The sequence below is a fragment of the Bathymodiolus japonicus methanotrophic gill symbiont genome, assembly GCF_019721995.1.
Taxonomy (GTDB): Bacteria; Pseudomonadota; Gammaproteobacteria; order Methylococcales; family Methylomonadaceae; genus Methyloprofundus.
In genome coordinates this window covers 103155-120702 of the sequence record NZ_BLYC01000005.1, presented here as the reverse complement: position 1 = coordinate 120702, position 17548 = coordinate 103155, and the positions used below count along the sequence as shown (strand labels likewise).

The 17548-nt window shown below is 44.1% G+C and carries 32 protein-coding genes and 1 pseudogene; 18 read left to right on the top strand and 15 right to left on the bottom strand.

All coding sequences use genetic code 11. The features are described from left to right. Positions 1-207: 207 nt before the first annotated feature. Positions 208-348, bottom strand: coding sequence for a hypothetical protein (locus K6984_RS09365; protein WP_221895289.1), 141 nt, complete (start codon positions 346-348; stop codon positions 208-210). 12 nt (positions 349-360) lie between these two features. On the opposite strand from K6984_RS09365, the gene K6984_RS09360 reads away from it, so the two are divergent. Beyond that, entirely contained in the window at positions 361-534 is a 174-nt protein-coding gene (locus K6984_RS09360) for a hypothetical protein (protein WP_221895288.1), read from the top strand. Between the two features lie 90 nt (positions 535-624). Here the strand turns inward: K6984_RS09360 and K6984_RS09355 are convergent, their stop codons facing one another. After that, positions 625-885, bottom strand: a complete 261-nt coding sequence (locus K6984_RS09355) for a hypothetical protein (protein ID WP_221895287.1) — start codon at positions 883-885, stop codon at positions 625-627. On the opposite strand from K6984_RS09355, the gene K6984_RS09350 reads away from it, so the two are divergent. From K6984_RS09350 to K6984_RS09345, 4 genes are all read left to right on the top strand, one after another. Continuing rightward, complete coding sequence (locus tag K6984_RS09350) at positions 842-982, top strand: hypothetical protein (protein WP_221895286.1); 141 nt, start codon at positions 842-844, stop codon at positions 980-982. The genes K6984_RS09355 and K6984_RS09350 overlap by 44 nt on opposite strands. 99 nt (positions 983-1081) lie before the next feature. Continuing rightward, complete coding sequence (locus K6984_RS33035; protein WP_263458596.1) at positions 1082-1210, top strand: hypothetical protein; 129 nt, start codon at positions 1082-1084, stop codon at positions 1208-1210. A gap of 27 nt (positions 1211-1237) precedes the next feature. After that, the gene (locus K6984_RS33030) at positions 1238-1369 is read left to right on the top strand and encodes a hypothetical protein (RefSeq protein ID WP_263458692.1); all 132 of its coding nucleotides are present in this window, start codon (positions 1238-1240) and stop codon (positions 1367-1369) included. A gap of 35 nt (positions 1370-1404) precedes the next feature. Continuing rightward, positions 1405-2055, top strand: coding sequence for a 2Fe-2S iron-sulfur cluster-binding protein (locus tag K6984_RS09345; protein ID WP_221895285.1), 651 nt, complete (start codon positions 1405-1407; stop codon positions 2053-2055). Positions 2056-2087: 32 nt separating this feature from the next. Here the strand turns inward: K6984_RS09345 and K6984_RS09340 are convergent, their stop codons facing one another. Further along, positions 2088-2279, bottom strand: coding sequence for a CPXCG motif-containing cysteine-rich protein (locus K6984_RS09340; RefSeq protein WP_221895284.1), 192 nt, complete (start codon positions 2277-2279; stop codon positions 2088-2090). Between the two features lie 191 nt (positions 2280-2470). Between K6984_RS09340 and htpG the strand changes: the two genes are divergently transcribed. Further along, complete coding sequence (gene htpG / locus K6984_RS09335; protein WP_221895371.1) at positions 2471-4405, top strand: molecular chaperone HtpG; 1935 nt, start codon at positions 2471-2473, stop codon at positions 4403-4405. Positions 4406-4673: 268 nt separating this feature from the next. Here htpG and K6984_RS09330 read toward each other — a convergent pair. From K6984_RS09330 to K6984_RS33025, 7 genes and pseudogenes are all read right to left on the bottom strand, one after another. Further along, positions 4674-5478 (bottom strand): annotated as a pseudogene (locus K6984_RS09330) (IS30 family transposase). 106 nt (positions 5479-5584) lie between these two features. Continuing rightward, the gene (locus K6984_RS09325) at positions 5585-5767 is read right to left on the bottom strand and encodes a hypothetical protein (protein WP_221895282.1); all 183 of its coding nucleotides are present in this window, start codon (positions 5765-5767) and stop codon (positions 5585-5587) included. Continuing rightward, positions 5749-6681 carry a transposase gene (locus tag K6984_RS09320; protein WP_221895281.1) on the bottom strand — a complete coding sequence of 311 codons (933 nt, stop codon included), beginning with the start codon at positions 6679-6681 and terminating at the stop codon, positions 5749-5751. The genes K6984_RS09325 and K6984_RS09320 overlap by 19 nt, the downstream gene beginning before the upstream one ends. A 106-nt stretch (positions 6682-6787) precedes the next feature. Further along, positions 6788-6925 carry a hypothetical protein gene (locus tag K6984_RS09315; protein ID WP_221895280.1) on the bottom strand — a complete coding sequence of 46 codons (138 nt, stop codon included), beginning with the start codon at positions 6923-6925 and terminating at the stop codon, positions 6788-6790. 27 nt (positions 6926-6952) lie between these two features. Continuing rightward, on the bottom strand, positions 6953-7588 hold the full coding sequence (locus K6984_RS09310; protein WP_221895279.1) for a hypothetical protein: 636 nt from the start codon (positions 7586-7588) through the stop codon (positions 6953-6955). 168 nt (positions 7589-7756) lie between these two features. Continuing rightward, positions 7757-7963, bottom strand: coding sequence for a hypothetical protein (locus tag K6984_RS09305; protein ID WP_221895278.1), 207 nt, complete (start codon positions 7961-7963; stop codon positions 7757-7759). A gap of 27 nt (positions 7964-7990) precedes the next feature. Next, positions 7991-8119 (bottom strand): hypothetical protein, encoded by a 129-nt coding sequence (locus tag K6984_RS33025; RefSeq protein WP_263458596.1) that lies wholly within the window; start codon positions 8117-8119, stop codon positions 7991-7993. A 2-nt stretch (positions 8120-8121) separates the two neighbouring features. Here K6984_RS33025 and K6984_RS09300 point away from each other — a divergent pair, with 2 nt between their 5' ends. After that, on the top strand, positions 8122-9987 hold the full coding sequence (locus K6984_RS09300; protein WP_420831654.1) for an IS1634 family transposase: 1866 nt from the start codon (positions 8122-8124) through the stop codon (positions 9985-9987). Between the two features lie 5 nt (positions 9988-9992). On the opposite strand, the gene K6984_RS09295 is transcribed toward K6984_RS09300, so the two are convergent. Continuing rightward, positions 9993-10199, bottom strand: coding sequence for a hypothetical protein (locus tag K6984_RS09295; protein WP_221895276.1), 207 nt, complete (start codon positions 10197-10199; stop codon positions 9993-9995). Next, positions 10171-10329, bottom strand: coding sequence for a hypothetical protein (locus K6984_RS09290; protein WP_221895275.1), 159 nt, complete (start codon positions 10327-10329; stop codon positions 10171-10173). The genes K6984_RS09295 and K6984_RS09290 overlap by 29 nt, the downstream gene beginning before the upstream one ends. A 12-nt stretch (positions 10330-10341) precedes the next feature. On the opposite strand from K6984_RS09290, the gene K6984_RS09285 reads away from it, so the two are divergent. From K6984_RS09285 to K6984_RS09260, 8 genes are all read left to right on the top strand, one after another. Further along, positions 10342-10488 carry a hypothetical protein gene (locus K6984_RS09285; RefSeq protein WP_221895274.1) on the top strand — a complete coding sequence of 49 codons (147 nt, stop codon included), beginning with the start codon at positions 10342-10344 and terminating at the stop codon, positions 10486-10488. A gap of 464 nt (positions 10489-10952) precedes the next feature. Further along, positions 10953-12251 (top strand): transposase, encoded by a 1299-nt coding sequence (locus K6984_RS09280; RefSeq protein WP_221895273.1) that lies wholly within the window; start codon positions 10953-10955, stop codon positions 12249-12251. Positions 12252-13023: 772 nt separating this feature from the next. Beyond that, complete coding sequence (locus K6984_RS33020) at positions 13024-13152, top strand: hypothetical protein (RefSeq protein ID WP_263458691.1); 129 nt, start codon at positions 13024-13026, stop codon at positions 13150-13152. Between the two features lie 27 nt (positions 13153-13179). Next, entirely contained in the window at positions 13180-13308 is a 129-nt protein-coding gene (locus K6984_RS33015) for a hypothetical protein (RefSeq protein WP_263458690.1), read from the top strand. Positions 13309-13415: 107 nt separating this feature from the next. Further along, entirely contained in the window at positions 13416-13628 is a 213-nt protein-coding gene (locus K6984_RS09275) for a hypothetical protein (RefSeq protein WP_221895272.1), read from the top strand. Then, on the top strand, positions 13629-13979 hold the full coding sequence (locus K6984_RS09270; RefSeq protein WP_221895271.1) for a transposase: 351 nt from the start codon (positions 13629-13631) through the stop codon (positions 13977-13979). Positions 13980-14057: 78 nt separating this feature from the next. Continuing rightward, a complete protein-coding gene (locus K6984_RS09265) occupies positions 14058-14231 on the top strand; it encodes a hypothetical protein (RefSeq protein ID WP_221895270.1) in 174 nt (57 codons plus the stop codon). Continuing rightward, complete coding sequence (locus K6984_RS09260) at positions 14191-14598, top strand: hypothetical protein (protein WP_221895269.1); 408 nt, start codon at positions 14191-14193, stop codon at positions 14596-14598. The genes K6984_RS09265 and K6984_RS09260 overlap by 41 nt, the downstream gene beginning before the upstream one ends. Here the strand turns inward: K6984_RS09260 and K6984_RS09255 are convergent. Beyond that, a complete protein-coding gene (locus K6984_RS09255) occupies positions 14568-14714 on the bottom strand; it encodes a hypothetical protein (RefSeq protein ID WP_221895268.1) in 147 nt (48 codons plus the stop codon). The genes K6984_RS09260 and K6984_RS09255 overlap by 31 nt on opposite strands. A gap of 27 nt (positions 14715-14741) precedes the next feature. Further along, the gene (locus K6984_RS33010) at positions 14742-14870 is read right to left on the bottom strand and encodes a hypothetical protein (protein ID WP_263458596.1); all 129 of its coding nucleotides are present in this window, start codon (positions 14868-14870) and stop codon (positions 14742-14744) included. A gap of 56 nt (positions 14871-14926) precedes the next feature. On the opposite strand from K6984_RS33010, the gene K6984_RS09250 reads away from it, so the two are divergent. Further along, the gene (locus K6984_RS09250) at positions 14927-15376 is read left to right on the top strand and encodes a hypothetical protein (protein WP_221895267.1); all 450 of its coding nucleotides are present in this window, start codon (positions 14927-14929) and stop codon (positions 15374-15376) included. A gap of 110 nt (positions 15377-15486) precedes the next feature. Here the strand turns inward: K6984_RS09250 and grxC are convergent, their stop codons facing one another. Further along, positions 15487-15744 carry a glutaredoxin 3 gene (grxC, locus tag K6984_RS09245; RefSeq protein WP_221895266.1) on the bottom strand — a complete coding sequence of 86 codons (258 nt, stop codon included), beginning with the start codon at positions 15742-15744 and terminating at the stop codon, positions 15487-15489. A 434-nt stretch (positions 15745-16178) separates the two neighbouring features. Between grxC and K6984_RS09240 the strand changes: the two genes are divergently transcribed. Beyond that, on the top strand, positions 16179-17201 hold the full coding sequence (locus K6984_RS09240; protein WP_230987995.1) for a transposase: 1023 nt from the start codon (positions 16179-16181) through the stop codon (positions 17199-17201). Beyond that, positions 17182-17538: a hypothetical protein gene (locus K6984_RS30810; RefSeq protein WP_230987994.1), complete on the top strand. Its 357-nt coding sequence runs from the start codon at positions 17182-17184 to the stop codon at positions 17536-17538. Before K6984_RS09240 ends, K6984_RS30810 begins: the two co-directional genes overlap by 20 nt. Positions 17539-17548 lie beyond the last annotated feature (10 nt).

The window sequence follows — 17548 nt, the reverse complement described above, 5'->3', positions numbered from 1 at the left end:
GGGCGGAAAAATAAAACCATGACAACTCAATACCCAAAAGAAAGAAAAGATGCCATCATTAACAAAACTGAAGTTTCCCAATAATTATTTATGGTAAAATTGAAACTATGCTACAACTATATGAAAAAAATAGTCTTTTCATTCGTTTCAAATGCTATTGCCTAAGGGGAATTAAGTAGGGGTTTGCTATAAACATGGCAAAACCACCTAAAATAAACCTCGATACACCAGCCAGGCGCGCCATGCTACCTCACGAAATTCCGGGACTCCTGTCGCCGTAATTCGTTCACCTACGCAGCGAATAGGAGATGCTCCAGCCGCCCTGCGTCCGCCACAGACTGAGCACAAAGCAGCTCAGTCATGGCTACCTCAAATGGCTCTACGGCTATTCGGGATAAAATTTTAGCCTCCCTCGCGCGCTATCGCGCACTTCGGATTGGCAAATTTCCCTGCGCCTTCTGGAGACTATCAGCCCGTCCGGGGCTGACAGCGATTGTGTATTTCAGCTACTCAATAATTGGGAAACTTCAGTAACAAAATGCTTTCCCCCTTAAATATGAGCGTACCTGAATTAGCTAAGGCCGAAAATATTCCTTACGGAACGCTGTATACGTGGAAGCAAACTTATGTTGATAAGAAGTGCAAAAACACTAAAAACACAAGCCATTCTCCTACGCTGAAAATCATGGAAACGGAGCTTAGCGAAGTGGTGATTTTTAGTCCCTGATAGGCGACAGGGCAATTCGCTGATTCGAGGTGTGCTAGCAGCACGCGAAAGGAGCAAGAATTGCATTCCGAATAGCCGTCCAGCCAGTGAGGTAGTAATGACGAAGCGGCTTTTGTGCGTAGTCGTTGCGGACGCAGGGCGTTCAGGGCATCTCCCATCCGCTGCGTAGGTGAACGAATTATGGCGACAGGAGTTCCGGAATTTCGTGAGGTAGCATGGCGCGCCTGCTGGCCTCTCTTCTTCGTTTTTGCATGACCAGGTTAAACAGGGCGACACCATAAACGTGCTGGCACCTAATGGTAATTTCTGTCTTCCAGAAAGAAAAAAGCATAATAAATCGGGGAGTCGCTATTTTTGCGAAAGCTTGTTTTGGGCATCCCAGCCCAAGCAAGCAGCAAAAACTTAACGCGACCACTTATGCCTCCGGCGGCCCCGATTCGTCCTCGTCACCTCGTCCCGACCCAACAAGGGGTCGGAACATAGGCTCCAAATGACTTGACGCCGTGTCGGATGGCCTTTTATTTTGTCTCCACCTTCGCTAACGCTCAGACTCCGACAAAACAACGGCCCTACGGCTATCGCGGACTAAAAATCTTCACTTCGCTAAAGCTCCGTTTCCAGGATTTTCAGCGATTGTTATGATTGGTTCCGGAATTGGCATTACGCCGGTGCTGAGTATGCTCAATCATCTGCATAAAAATGGTATTAAACGCGGCTCTGATATCTGGTTCTTTTATGGTGTCCGCAATGGCAGTGAGCAGATTATGAAGCAGCACCTGAAGTCCATTGCTCAGGCAAACAAACATTTAAAGCTACACGTCTGCTACAGCGCTCCAGGCGAGCAGGATACGCAGGGAGAGGACTACCATATTAAAGGGAGTGTTTCTCTGGATTTATTAAAGCAAACATTGCCCGGCAATGATTTCGATTTTTATTTTTGCGGCCCCAGGCCGATGATGGCGGACTTAGCTGAAGGACTGGATGCGTGGGGTGTGCCAGACGAGCGGATTCATTTTGAAGCTTTCGGGCCATCTACCGTCAAGCGCAAATCAGCGCCAGCTAAAGCTGAAAATCAATATCAGGTGAAATTTGATCAGACCGGCAAGGTTCTGAGCTGGACGGGTGAAGCCGATTGCCTGCTAGAATTTGCAGAGGCGAATGGTGTTGCCTTGCCGTTCGGTTGTCGTATGGGGAATTGCGGCTCATGTAGCCAAAAGCTGCTTAAAGGAGAAGTGCATTATCCGGTAGCTCCTTCCTTTACACCTGAGGAAGGATACTGTCTGACCTGTAGTTCTGTGCCTGTGTCTGATATAGAATTGTCTGCATAATCATTGCAAGTGCTATAATCCTGCGCGGCCTATTACTCATTTTCTTGAAAAAGGAAAATAATAATTTCGCCTTCGTGAGTGATGGTAACGTCAAAAATAATGGGCTGACAGCAAACCAGACAGTCTTCGATGTAATTTTGCTGTGCCTCAGATGGATCAATTAGAATCTCAATACTCTCCCCACAGTAGGGGCACTGCTGTTTGCGTTGCTGAAGTTCATGCATATTTAATCTCTTATGGTGTTTTATAGCGGCCAACTTCAGTTATCAGGATTAATAAACATAACAGAGCTAGCCTAAAAAAGGCCAACAATCAGCCTACTAACTCGATGCTTGTTTTTTTACCCTTGAAAAAATATTCTTTACCCTTATATCGTAGAGATAAATTATTTTTATTTTGGAGAGAATTATCAACCATGACCGTTGAAGCAAAAAAAGAAACGCTAGGCTTTCAAACTGAAGTCAAGCATTTATTACACTTAATGATTCACTCTTTGTATAGTAACAAAGAGATCTTTCTGCGTGAATTGATTTCCAATGCATCTGATGCAGCGGATAAACTGCGCTTTGAAGCACTATCAAACGATAGCCTGTATGAAGGGGATAGCGAGCTGAAAATTCGTATCGCTTTCGATAAGGATGCTAATACGATTACCGTTAGTGATAATGGTATTGGTATGACTCGTGAAGAAGTGCAGGAGCATATTGGTACGATTGCAAAATCAGGTACCAAGCAGTTCTTTGACTCACTGACAGGTGATCAGGCAAAAGACAGCGAATTGATTGGTCAGTTTGGCGTGGGTTTTTACTCTGCGTTTATTGTTGCCGATAAGGTGACCTTGACTACGCGTAAAGCCGGTTCTAAAGAAGCGGTTACCTGGGAATCAGCAGGCGAGGGCGAGTACACGCTTGAGACTGTTGGAAAAGAGGGGCGTGGTACTGACGTTGTTCTACACCTGAAAGAAGCAGAAAAAGAATTCCTGGACTATTACCGCCTAAGTTCGATTGTTAAAAAATTCTCTGATCATATTTCTTTGCCTATTATTATGGCTAAAGAAATTCCTGCGGTCACTGACGAAGACGGCAATGAAACTGAGCCAGCTAAAGTCGAAGATGAAACTATAAATAGTGCTTCGGCAATGTGGACCAAGTCTAAAGAGGATTTAGATGATGAAGCATATAATGAATTTTACAAGCATGTAGGGCATGATTTTCAGGATCCTCTTGCGCATATACATAGCAAGGTTGAAGGCACAAACGAATACACCATGTTGCTCTATGTTCCTGCGCGTGCTCCTTTTGATATGTGGGATAGAGATGCCAAGCACGGCGTAAAGCTGTATGTGCGTAAAGTGTTTATTATGGATGATGCCGAGCAGCTGATGCCACGTTATTTACGTTTTATCCGTGGTATGATTGATACTGACTCATTACCACTAAATGTTTCACGTGAATTGCTACAGCAAAGCAAAAAGATCAGCATTATTAAAGCCGGTGCAGTCAAGAAGGTTCTGGGCTTATTAGAAAATATCGCCAAAAACGACAAAGAAAAATATGCTACATTCTGGGAGCAATTTGGTAATGTGATCAAAGAAGGTCCCATTGAAGATCATAAAAACAAAGAGCGTGTTGCGAAATTATTACGCTTTGCTTCAACAGATACGGATACAGAGACGCAGGATGTGTCTTTCGAAGATTATATAGGTCGGATGCAGGAAGGGCAGGACAAAATTTATTATGTCACTGCAGATAGTTTTGCGGCAGCTAAAAATAGTCCACATTTAGAAATCTTCCGTAAAAAATGCATCGAGGTTTTATTATTATCAGACCGTGTAGATGAATGGTTGGTGTCTAACCTGAACGACTTTGATGGCAAGGTATTGCAATCAGTTGCTAAAGGGCAGTTAGACCTGGATAAATTTGATACAGAAGAAGATAAGAAAGAACAAGAAGAAGCGTCTAAAGACTTTGAGTCGGTAATTAACCAGATTAAAGAAGTGCTAACAGACAAAGTCAGCGGTGTACGTTTAAGTCATCGTTTAACTGCATCACCTTCTTGTCTGGTAACCGAGCAAGATGCGATGAGTCTAAATATGGAGCGCATTATGAAGGAAGCGGGCCAGGATATGAGCATGATGATGGGCGGCATGGGTGGCAGTAAGCCTATTTTTGAAATTAACCCTGAGCATGCTTTGGTGGAGCGCTTAAAAGAAGAGCAGGATGATACCCGCTTTGCAGACCTTACCCGTATCCTGTTTGATCAAGCAGTATTAAGCGAAGGTGGGCAGTTAGATGATCCTGCTGAGTTTGTACATAACCTGAATGGATTATTGCAGGGTTTGTTGAAATAACCTCTTGCTTTAACTGATTGGAAAAAGGCCGCTATATGCGACCTTTTTTTATGCTTGTAGAAAACTGAATACAGCTTCTGAGACTGTAATTTGTTTATAGTGAGTCGGGCTGCTTTACTCGACTTCAAAATTGAAATTTACAAAGCAATAACCGTTTGAGTTGCGCTTGAATGTCACACTGCCTTTTACTTTGATATCACTGTGCTCATTAATAAATAACTGCAGGGATTCATTATCGCCAAGATGGGCAACATCTTTACTCCTGAATTCAAGTCATAAGTACATAACCCAATAAATTTTTCATATCTATCCCAGTCAGCTCTTCAAATACCTCATAAGGTGTTTTGTAATTGAGACACTTTTTAGGGCGACTCTTTCCCGTTATCAAAAGTAATTGTTTTAACAAAGCTTTTTATAGGATCAAGCATTAAAATAGTTGCGTCTAATACATATTGAGCCTTTTTCCCCGCTAAAGGGAAGGCCAACCGTAATTTAGAGACTCGCTCATCCAACGTTACAATCGCCCCTTTGTGATTTTTCCCAATGATTGTATCTGCCTCCCAATCACCTATACGCTTACGGTTGTTGACCTCTTCAGGACGCTCATCTATATCGACTCTATTAGGGATTCCTGTCCTATTATGGGCTGACCCATACCGCTTGCGATAGGTTTTGTTCTGATGCCGAAGATGCTTGTATAGTTCACCCCCTGCCTTTTTGTCCGCCAGAATATGCTGGTAGATTGTTTCATGATGAAGACTAATTATACCTTCTTGTTTTAACCGCCCTGCAATCTGCTCAGGACTCCAGTCATCCTCAATGCGAACATTAACAATGCCTTTTATTTCATCCGTTAATTTAACCTCTTTAGGCTTGTTTTTGTGTCGTTCTTGGGCAAAATCTTCTGCTTGTTTATGCCTGTAGCCTCTTTGACCTGTATTGCGTTTAATCTCGCGTGAAATATTGCTTTGGCTTCGTTCTAAGGCTTCTGCTATTTTATTCTGTGAAGTTCCCTTTTTTAATTCAATTTCTATATAATATCTTTCTTCAGGACATAGGTGTGTATAGCTCATTTGTAGCCTCTGTAAATTGTTTGGTAGCTGTTTACTTTACACCTATGTCTTGTCTTAATTCAACAGGTGTTAGTCTAGCCAATACTTGCAGAGGGTTATGCACTTATTATACGAATTCAGAACTGTTGAAAATCAGGCTGTCGACAATGATTCCATCCCATCTCCAGTGCTGCTTTAAAGCTGGGATGCCTTTTATGGTGATTTCTTTCTGGTCGATAATGTATGTGTCTTTTTCTTTGGGTATATTGATAAAATTATTCATAAGTCTCCCTAATGTTGTAGATAACACATCAGTCGCTGAAAATCATGGAAACGGAGCTTAGCGAAGTGGTGATTTTTAGTCCCTGATAGGCGACAGGGCAATTCGCTGATTCGACGTGTGCTAGCAGCACGCGAGAGGAGCAAGAATTGCATTCCGAATAGCCGTCCAGCCAGTGAGGTAGTAATGACGAAGCGGCTTTTGTGCGTAGTCGTTGCGGACGCAGGGCGTTCAGGGCATCTCCCATCCGCTGCGTAGGTGAACGAATTATGGCGACAGGAGTCCCAGAATTTCGTGAGGTAGCATGGCGCGCCTGGTTCCCCTATCAATTGAGGCCGTGAAACTAACCTCGCCACAAGAGAGCTCATAAAGCACTGTAAAGACATTCCTGTTATTATTGCGTTTTGAACTGCCCGAATGGTATACGAGCTGATACGAGATATTCTTGCCTGGAAAAATAATGGATTCACAAAACGATCTCGTTTTTGAGCCTGTTGCTGCCTTATCTCCAGAGCCTCGCTATATTTTTTATCCGATGGATGAATCAATTCTGGCTGTTGTGTTTTTGAAATCTCTTCAAACACGCGCATTAAATTATAGCTCATTGCAGTCAGGCGCATTTGATTTTCAAGTGAGCGGGTATTGGAAGACCAAGCTTTAGTTTCCTTGAAATTACTTTTAGTGTTATTGAATGTCTTTTCAATCGTCCATCGCTTGAAATACAGCATGGCAATGGTTCCAGGGTTAATAGTCATTGGCAAGGTTGTCACAAACCGGTGAAGTTTTCCGGTTTCTGGATCACGGTAATCCACAACGTTAAATTTGATGCCCTTGTTTTCGTACACACTGTATGCTTCAACTCCTGTATTGATCTCATGCTGGGAGTCAAAAGGGATAGACTCAACCAGAGTCGCAATTGAATTTTCTTTTAGCATTGAAATCATGTAATTAGCATGTCGTTTCTGCCGATCCCACCAGACAAAGTCGGTGACGGCTTTATCGTAGACATAGAGATGTTTCTGAGAGCTGTTATTTCCCTTGTTTTGCTTTTCAATATGATCTCGTACGCTGAAAATCCTGGAAACGGAGCTTTAGCGAAGTGAAGATTTTTAGTCCGCGATAGCCGTAGGGCCGTTGTTTTGTCGGAGTCTGAGCGTTAGCGAAGGTGGAGACAAAATAAAAGGCCATCCGACACGGCGTCAAGTCATTTGGAGCCTATGTTCCGACCCCTTGTTGGGTCGGGACGAGGTGACGAGGACGAATCGGGGCCGCCGGAGGCATAAGTGGTCGCGTTAAGTTTTTGCTGCTTGCTTGGGCTGGGATGCCCAAAACAAGCTTTCGCAAAAATAGCGACTCCCCGAACACAGGTATTTCTTGATGTCTCTGAGTTCCGTTTGTCACCAGACAAAGAAATCTGAGCAACCCACTTCTGAGATTCAACGCGTAAATCCCCCCGGCCGCATAAACTTTCCCCTTACTGTTTTTTTCAGTATGGCAGGCATGATCAATAAAATGTCCATCCGCTGCTTCTATGGTGTATTCGTCAAGTTCCGGTAATGCTTTAAGATAATCAATGTCTTGCGATAGCAGTGTTTCAGAGTGAAGATGGTAGCTCTGCTGTTCAAATGCCTCAAGCATACTTGTTCGTCTATGCGACTTCAGTGATTTAAAATACGTTGAGTGGGGAAGCAGCTGGCCATAAATCTGTTCATTGGTTTGGAGGAAATGGCGACCACTATCGACTACACTGATACAGCGTAATAACCCAAGGCGAATAAAGTCGATATCCTTCAACTCTGGGCATGAACGAGACCACAAAGGATGACGCTCTGCTAACAGGGCACGTTCCATACTTTCATTGCAGTGTTGGTGAATATGTTCAGAGAGTGGTAGGTCTTTAACCTATCTTCGTCACTTTTATCTCTTCAAGTCATTGATTTATAATTCGCATTAAAAATTCATCGTAAAAATCCCTTTAGAATCAATGGTGTTTTTTTTGAGGGTCTCTGTAGTGCCATCTTAACTTGCTCTGACCTTTGATTTTCCCTGATTTTTCACCGATGCTAGTGGTATGTATATTCGAAGAACCAAAACAAAAAGCCTTCGCTGAAAATCCTGGAAACGGAGCTTTAGCGAAGTGAAGATTTTTAGTCCGCGATAGCCGTAGGGCCGTTGTTTTGTCGGAGTCTGAGCGTTAGCGAAGGTGGAGACAAAATAAAAGGCCATCCGACACGGCGTCAAGTCATTTGGAGCCTATGTTCCGACCCCTTGTTGGGTCGGGACGAGGTGACGAGGACGAATCGGGGCCGCCGGAGGCATAAGTGGTCGCGTTAAGTTTTTGCTGCTTGCTTGGGCTGGGATGCCCAAAACAAGCTTTCGCAAAAATAGCGACTCCCCGAAAAGACGGCTCAGCTTATTTCACTTACCGCATTGTAGAATCTGTGCGTATAGGAAAACAAGTCAAGCAACGTACATTGCTCAATATAGGTGCGGACTTTACGATTGATAAAAAGTACTGGCCCTTGCTGACGGCCAGAATCGAACAATTACAGCAAGGTTTGGAACCACATCAGGAAGAGCTATTCAATTTAGCCGATGATTTAAATCAACTTCTGGAAGCAACAGCCCAGCGCTATAGCTCACTGATGACTGCAAAACTGTCACAACCGCTAGATTCAAAAACAACAACGCGAGATTTTCATCATGTCGATATTAATCATGTCGAAGCCATTAATGCCCGTAGTATTGGTGTTGAAACCCTGGCACTGCATGCCGCACAGCAGTTACAGCTAGACGAAAAACTCATGGCGCTGGGCTTTAATAAAGTAGATACGGCGACGGCCCTGGGCACTATCATAGGACGTATGGTTTCACCCGGCAGTGAACTGCAAACACATGACTGGTTGCAAAATCGAACAGGCCTGGGCGAATTACTGGGTCATGACTACGGTAACACCAGCCTGACGCGATTATATACAGTCAGTGACAAGCTACTCAAACATCAGGCAACTCTTGAATATTTTCTGGCTGACCGAGAGCAGACGTTGTTCAATTTAAACCGCAAGATTGTATTGTACGATCTGACCAATACTTATTTTGAAGGCCAGTGCGCCCGAAACCCGAAAGCGAAATTCGGTCGCTCTAAAGAGAAACGCACTGATTGCCCGTTGGTTACTCTGGGGCTGGTTCTGGATGGTGACGGCTTTCCATTGAGTAGTCAGGTTTTTCCCGGCAACGCCAGTGAGCCCGCGACCTTGAAACTGATGCTTGACGAACTGCGAGACAAGGATCCCTTTCATCAAATAAAGCCGGTGGTTATCATGGATGCCGGCATTGCCAGCGCTGACAATATTGCCTGGTTAATCGAACAAGATTATCATTATCTCGTTGTCAGTCGAGAACAACATGTAAAAAACCCAAGAGATCAGAAAACTCCGGTAGCGGTCAGGGATACCCGGGACAGCAATGTTGTTGTTTATCGTGAAGTTGATCAAGAAACCGGGGAAACCCGACTCTATTGTCATTCAGAACAAAAAGCAAAAAAAGAACAAGGTATCCGTAATCGCTTCCATGCTCGTCTGGAAGAGGCCCTGGAAAAACTGCACACAGGTCTGAGCAAAAAAGGCACCCTTAAAAAATACGACAAAATACTGGAACGTATCGGACGACTACGTGAAAAACATAGCCGTGTTGCTGCAGATTACACCATTAACGTTATCGCGGATGACAAAAAAAACAAAGCCATCGGTATAGAATGGCAACGTAAACCTGAAAGTGACCAAAAAGATAAGCACTGTGGTGTTTACTGCCTAAGAACGAATATCCCTGACTGGTCGGAAGAACAGTTATGGCTAACCTATACCATGCTGACTGAGATTGAAGCGACCTTTAGAAGCCTGAAAACCGAGCTAGGCTTGCGCCCTGTCTATCACAAAAAAGAAGAGCGGGTTACCGGACACCTATTCATCACATTATTAGCTTACCACCTGGTACATGTACTGCGTTATCAACTTAGATTGCAGGACATCCATCTAAGCTGGGAAAGCATTCGCAACAGGATGTCGACCCAGCAACGCATGACCATTACTTTACCCACGGATAACGATACAATCATTCACCTGCGAACCACAAGCAAAGCAGAAACCAGACAAAAACAAATATACACTGCGTTGAATATTAACCCCGACCCGATTGGAAAAGTTAAAACGATCGTTGATATGAAACCTGTAGTGCCAACTGGGGCCGATTGAAAAATCTAACTCATTGAAATAATGGGAAATTGACTGTATATGTCACGAAGATAGGTTAGCGAAGTGGTGATTTTTAGTCCCTGATAGGCGACAGGGCAATTCGCTGATTCGACGTGTGCTAGCAGCACGCGAGAGGAGCAAGAATTGCATTCCGAATAGCCGTCCAGCCAGTTTGGGGAGTCGCTATTTTTGCGAAAGCTTGTTTTTGGCATCCCAGCCCAAGCAACAGGCGCGCCATGCTACCTCACGAAATTCCGGGACTCCTGTCGCCGTAATTCGTTCACCTACGCAGCGAATAGGAGATGCTCCAGCCGCCCTGCGTCCGCCACAGACTGAGCACAAAGCAGCTCAGTCATGGCTACCACAAATGGCTCTACGGCTATTCGGGATAAAATTTTAGCCTCCCTCGCGCGCTATCGCGCACTTCGGATTGGCAAATTTCCCTGCGCCTTCTGGAGACTATCAGCCCGTCCGGGGCTGACAGCGGCAGCAAAAACTTAACGCGACCACTTATGCCTCCGGCGGCCCCGATTCGTCCTCGTCACCTCGTCCCGACCCAACAAGGGGTCGGAACATAGGCTCCAAATGACTTGACGCCGTGTCGGATGGCCTTTTATTTTGTCTCCACCTTCGCTAACGCTCAGACTCCGACAAAATAACGGCCCTACGGCTATCGCGGACTAAAAATCATCACTTCGCTTAGGCTCCGTTTCCCTGATTTTCATCGGAGGTCATCAGTGTTCCCATTGAAAGAAGAAGTACCTAAACAAAGCAGCCTATAACCTACCTGAAGGTAGCACCACTCGAATATTTCCATCTTTTTGATTTTAATCACTTATAACAGCAAATAGACACTCTGTAGGCACCGTAAAAAAACAACAAATAATTTCAAATAAAGCTTGCAATTGCCGAAAGAATTTTTCTAAAAATTTCCGTTTTAATCACCTCATAAACGGATATCACCCATGCTTAAAGACCTACCACTCTCTGAACATATTCACCAACACTGCAATGAAAGTATGGAACGTTCCCTGTTAGCAGAGCGTCATCCTTTGTGGGCTCGTTCATGCCCAGAGTTGAAGGATATCGACTTTATTCGCCTTGGGTTATTACGCTGTATCAGTGTAGTCGATAGTGGTCGCCATTTCCTCCAAACCAATGAACAGATTTATGGCCAGCTGCTTCCCCACTCAACGTATTTTAAATCACTGAAGTCGCATAGACGAACAAGTATGCTTGAGGCATTTGAACAGCAGAGCTATCATCTTCACGCTGAAACACTGCTGTCGCAAGGCATTGATTATCTTAAAGCATTCCCGGAACTTGACGAATACACCATAGAAGCAGCGGATGGACATTTTATTGATCATGCCTGCCATACTGAAAAAAACAGCAAGGGGAAAGTTTATGCGGCTGGGGGGATTTACGCGTTGAATCTCAGAAGTGGGTTGCTCAGATTTCTTTGTCTGGTGACAAACGGAACTCAGAGGCATCAAGAAATACCTGTGTTACGAGATCATATTGAAAAGCAAAACAAGGGAAATAACAGCTCTCAGAAACATCTCTATGTCTACGATAAAGCCGTCACCGACTTTGTCTGGTGGGATCGGCAGAAACGACATGCTAATTACATGATTTCAATGCTAAAAGAAAATTCAATTGCGACTCTGGTTGAGTCTATCCCTTTTGACTCCCGCCATGAGATCAATACAGGGGTTGAAGCATACAGTGTGTACGAAAACAAGGGCATCAAATTTAACGTGGTGGATTACCGTGATCCAGAAACCGGAAAACTTCACCGGTTTGTGACAACCTTGCCAATGACTATTAACCCTGGAACCATTGCCATGCTGTATTTCAAGCGATGGACGATTGAAAAGACATTCAATAACACTAAAAGTAATTTCAAGGAAACTAAAGCTTGGTCTTCCAATACCCGCTCACTTGAAAATCAAATGCGCCTGACTGCAATGAGCTATAATTTAATGCGCGTGTTTGAAGAGATTTCAAAAACACAACAGCCAGAATTGATTCATCCATCGGATAAAAAATATAGCGAGGCTCTGGAGATAAGGCAGCAACAGGCTCAAAAACGAGATCGTTTTGTGAATCCATTATTTTTCCAGGCAAGAATATCTCGTATCAGCTCGTATACCATTCGGGCAGTTCAAAACGCAATAATAACAGGAATGTCTTTACAGTGCTTTATGAGCTCTCTTGTGGCGAGGTTAGTCTCACGGCATCAATTGATAGGGGAACACTGATGTCGGAGGTAGTAATGACGAAGCGGCTTTTGTGCGTAGTCGTTGCGGACGCAGGGCGTTCAGGGCATCTCCCATCCGCTGCGTAGGTGAACGAATTATGGCGACAGGAGTCCCGGAATTTCGTGAGGTAGCATGGCGCGCCTGACTGTAACAAGCCACATCCGTTGACGGGGTGTGGCTTAAAAAGTTATTGGCACGTTGAATAAGTGATGCCTGTTGAACTTCATGGTCAGCATCGCTGGCGTAAATAAGCTCCGATAACTGATGTAATTTACGCGTCTGATTAAACGCATCTAGTTGTCTGAATTGCGCTTGTTCATTAAGGAGACCGGCAAAGCAGTCGCTAACATTAGGCTTTAAATTATATAAAAAATCATTGCTGGTAAACCTATGCTCACTGACTTCCTTGCTGACTTTGCGCCAGTATAGCCGGTAGTTGGCATCCCGCTCCTGAATTTGCAAAAAGCCGATATTGGAATAGTCGCTGTTCTGGTTTTGTGCATCATAGGCTTGTAATGCAACATAGAAAGCCGCCCCTTGCCATAAATCTATGGCAAAGTCAGTTTCAGTACCCATATCTAGACTGTTGATTGTTGCTAAACCCAGATAGGGGTATGGGGCGTAAGACAAACGATAACCTGCAGCATTATCAACTTCTGACCAGTGCAGTTGCACGTGCAGTCCATCCGTATTTAGCTGCAATACAGGTGAGGCAGGTTGCGCCTGTATATTTACAGTAGTGAATAGGAAAGCAATCGGGGAGTCGCTATTTTTGCGAAAGCTTGTTTTGGGCATCCCAGCCCAAGCAAGCAGCAAAAACTTAACGCGACCACTTATGCTTCCGGCGGCCCCGATTCGGCCTCGTCACCTCGTCCCGACCCAACAAGGGGTCGGAACATAGGCTCCAAATGACTTGACGCCGTGTCGGATGGCCTTTTATTTTGTCTCCACCTTCGCTAACGCTCAGACTCCGACAAAACAACGGCCCTACGGCTATCGCGGACTAAAAATCATCACTTCGCTTAGGCTACGTTTCCCTGATTTTCAGCGTAAGTAACAGCGTTTTTTGCATAATGTGTCCTTTTACTCGATGTTCAAGTTTTTGATATTGAGAAGGTAAAATCAGGTATTCTGAGGTTGTTGTAATTTTATCGGTGTAAGCCCATGTTAATGAATGCCCCAGCCACCTTTATCCAAAGCTATATTGACGATTTAAATGATGCGCTCAATCAGCTAAAACCCGGAGCCGCTTTGACACGGATTCAAGCCGCTTGGTTGGGCACTTGTTTAACGGGCATACTGCTAATGAACTTTGTTTGCTGGGCTAAGTTTGAGCGAGCAAGCCTTGGAGATTGCAAAGTAGCCGCATTATCCTAGGTGTTTCGTAAAGCAAGTATACCCTGGGACTGGTTGCTACGGGTGAGTGTGGTCTTAATTTTAAAACGTTATGGGATTACTGAAGGTGTGTTGGCCTTTGATGAATCAGACCGAGCACGATCTAAGTCTACAAAACGTATTTATAAGGTTTACAAGCAGAAACACAAAGGCTCCGGCGGGTATGTTAATGGACAAACGATAGTATTATTGCTGCTAGTTACCTCATCCATTACAGTGCCTGTCGGTTTTTTCTTTTATATGCCGGATCCAGCCTTAAAGCAGTGGGATAAAGAAGATAAACGCAGGCGCGCCATGCTACCTCACGAAATTCCGGGACTCCTGTCGCCGTAATTCGTTCACCTACGCAGCGATAGGAGATGCTCCAGCCGCCCTGCGTCCGCCACAGACTGAGCACAAAGCAGATCAGTCATGGCTACCACAAATGGCTCTACGGCTATTCGGGATAAAATTTTAGCCTCCCTCGCGCGCTATCGCGCACTTCGGATTGGCAAATTTCCCTGCGCCTTCTGGAGACTATCAGCCCGTCCGGGGCTGACAGCGGTTGAAAAAGAGCGGTATAGCAAAAAAAGATCGGCCTATTAAGCCTGAACGTGACAGTGCCTACCCGACCAAAACAGAGATTGCATTAGGCTTATTAAAAGAGTTTAAAGTTGCGCATAGCCTGATTAAAATTAAAGGCGTACTGGCTGATGCGCTGTATGGTGAAAAAGCCTTTATGGACGAAGCCGCTAAAGAATCTGGAGGCTCGCAGGTGATTAGCCAATTACGTAAAAACCAAAAAATTGAATATAGAGGTAGAATAAGGTCAGTCGAGAGCTACTTTAATTCGATTAACAAAGGCATTGATCAGATAATACGTGTACGTGGCGGCAAAGAGATTAAAGTGACTGTCAGCAGTGCACGATTGAAGGTGAGTTCTCACAGTAAAAAACGCTTTGTCATTCGCTGAAAATCAGGGAAACGTAGCCTAAGCGAAGTGAAGATTTTTAGTCCGCGATAGCCGTAGGGCCGTTGTTTTGTCGGAGTCTGAGCGTTAGCGAAGGTGGAGACAAAATAAAAGGCCATCCGACACGGCGTCAAGTCATTTGGAGCCTATGTTCCGACCCCTTGTTGGGTCGGGACGAGGTGACGAGGACGAATCGGGGCCGCCGGAGGCATAAGTGGTCGCGTTAAGTTTTTGCTGCTTGCTTGGGCTGGGATGCCCAAAACAAGCTTTCGCAAAAATAGCGACTCCCTGAGCCTTAAAATATGACGGTGAAAACGACTATCGCTATTTAGTGGCGACAGACCTGACTTGGCGCACACAAGATATTATTCAAGCCTATACGTTGAGATGGCTGATTGAGGTTTTCTTTGAGGACTGGAAGCTTTATGAAGGATGGGGGCGTGAGGCCAAACAATTAGATGAAGAGGGATCAAGCCGTGGCCTGATTCTGAGTCTTTTGTTTGACCATTGCCTTCTCCTTCACACAGAGCAAATAGCCCGCATTGAAAGCAAACTACCTGCGTATACCGTAGGAAGCTTACAGCGCAAGTCTCAAATGGATGTACTGCTTGAGTTCATCACGTCATTGCTAGAGTTTCCAGATCCTGGTGATAAGCTGAAAGAGTTAGGTGAATTAATAAAGGATGTGTTTCAACTGATGCCATCAGGAAAACATATGATTGGCAGAGATTTAGGGCGCTTAGGGCCAACAGCATCATTAAAGTATTGTTCTGCTGGGTGAAGGTAAGAGTTTGATGGCAATGGGATGGAAAAACTTGAACATCGAGTTTTAGACTCTAGATCACCGTACTGCTTTTATTTTACTCGTGCTATAGACAAGCTATTGAAAAACTAGCATCTGGTAAGCAAGGGATCCAGGCCTTTTTTTAAATCTAGTGCGCGTAAATCATCGAAGCCGCCTATATGCTGTTTGCCTATATAGATTTGCGGCACAGTTCTACGCTTGGTTCTTTGCATCATTTCTTCGCGTAAGCCATGCGTAGAATCGACATTGAGTTCTTTGTAGCTTGCCCCCTTTGCAGTTAATAGACGTTTTGCCATAGTGCAGTAGGGGCATAAGGTGCTGGTATAAATAGTAATTTCAGGCATTTTGTTGTTAGATAAAGTGTAAATAATGAAATCATTATACTCTAAGTAATAACTTTATGCTTAGCCGAAACTATATGGCTTGCCCAGCAATTTATTCAAGGATAAGTACAGTGTTTTGATTATATTTCATGCCAACATAAAAAATGCTAAGTAGTTCAAGGTTTTCTATTGCTGTTTTATCTAACTGAAGTTTCCCAATAATTATTTATGGTAAAATTGAGACTATGCTACAACTATATGAAAAAAATAGTCTTTTCATTCGTTTCAAATGCTATTGCCTAAGGGGAATTAAGTAGGGGTTTGCTATAACTCGATGTTCAAGTTTTTGATATTGAGAAGGTAAAATCAGGTATTCTGAGGTTGTTGTAATTTTATCGGTGTAAGCCCATGTTAATGAATGCCCAGCCACCTTTATCCAAAGCTATATTGACGATTTGAATGATGCGCTCAATCAGCTAAAACCCGGAGCCGCTTTGACACGGATTCAAGCCGCTTGGTTGGGCGCTTGTTTAACGGGCATACTGCTAATGAACTCTGTTTGCTGGGCTAAGTTTGAGCGAGCAAGCCTTGGAGATTGCAAAGTAGCCGCATTATCCTGGGTGTTTCGTAAAGCAAGTATACCCTGGGACTGGTTGCTACGGGTGAGTGTGGTCTTAATTTTAAAACGTTATGGCATTACTGAAGGTGTGTTGGTCTTTGATGAATCAGACCGAGCACGATCTAAGTCTACAAAACGTATTTATAAGGTTTACAAGCAGAAACACAAAGGCTCCGGCGGGTATGTTAATGGACAAACGATAGTATTATTGCTGCTAGTTACCTCATCCATTACAGTGCCTGTCGGTTTTTTCTTTTATATGCCGGATCCAGCCTTAAAGCAGTGGGATAAAGAAGATAAACGGTTGAAAAAGAGCGGTATAGCAAAAAAAGATCGGCCTATTAAGCCTGAACGTGACAGTGCCTACCCGACCAAAACAGAGATTGCATTAGGCTTATTAAAAGAGTTTAAAGTTGCGCATAGCCTGATTAAAATTAAAGGCGTACTGGCTGATGCGCTGTATGGTGAAAAAGCCTTTATGGACGAAGCCGCTAAAGGATCTGGAGGCTCGCAGGTGATTAGCCAATTACGTAAAAACCAAAATATTGAATATAGAGGTAGAATAAGGTCAGTCGAGAGCCACTTTAATTCGATTAACAAAGGCATTCATCAGATAATACGTGTACGTGGCGGCAAAGAGATTAAAGTGACTGTCAGCAGTGCACGATTAAAGGTGAGTTCTCACAGTAAAAAACGCTTTGTCATTGCCTTAAAATATGACGGTGAAAACGACTATCGCTATTTAGTGGCGACAGACCTGACTTGGCGCACACAAGATATTATTCAAGCCTATACGTTGAGATGGCTGATTGAGGTTTTCTTTGAGGACTGGAAGCTTTATGAAGGATGGGGGGCGTGAGGCCAAACAATTAGATGAAGAGGGATCAAGCCGTGGCCTGATTCTGAGTCTTTTGTTTGACCATTGCCTTCTCCTTCACCTAGAGCAAATAGCCCGCATTGAAAGCAAACTACCTGCGTATACCGTAGGAAGCTTACAGCGCAAGTCTCAAATGGATGTACTGCTTGAGTTCATCACGTCATTGCTAGAGTTTCCAGATCCTGGTGATAAGCTGAAAGAGTTAGGTGAATTAATAAAGGATGTGTTTCAACTGATGCCATCAGGAAAACATATGATTGGCAGAGATTTAGGGCGCTTAGGGCCAACAGCATCATTAAAGTATTGTTCTGCTGGGTGAAGGTAAGAGT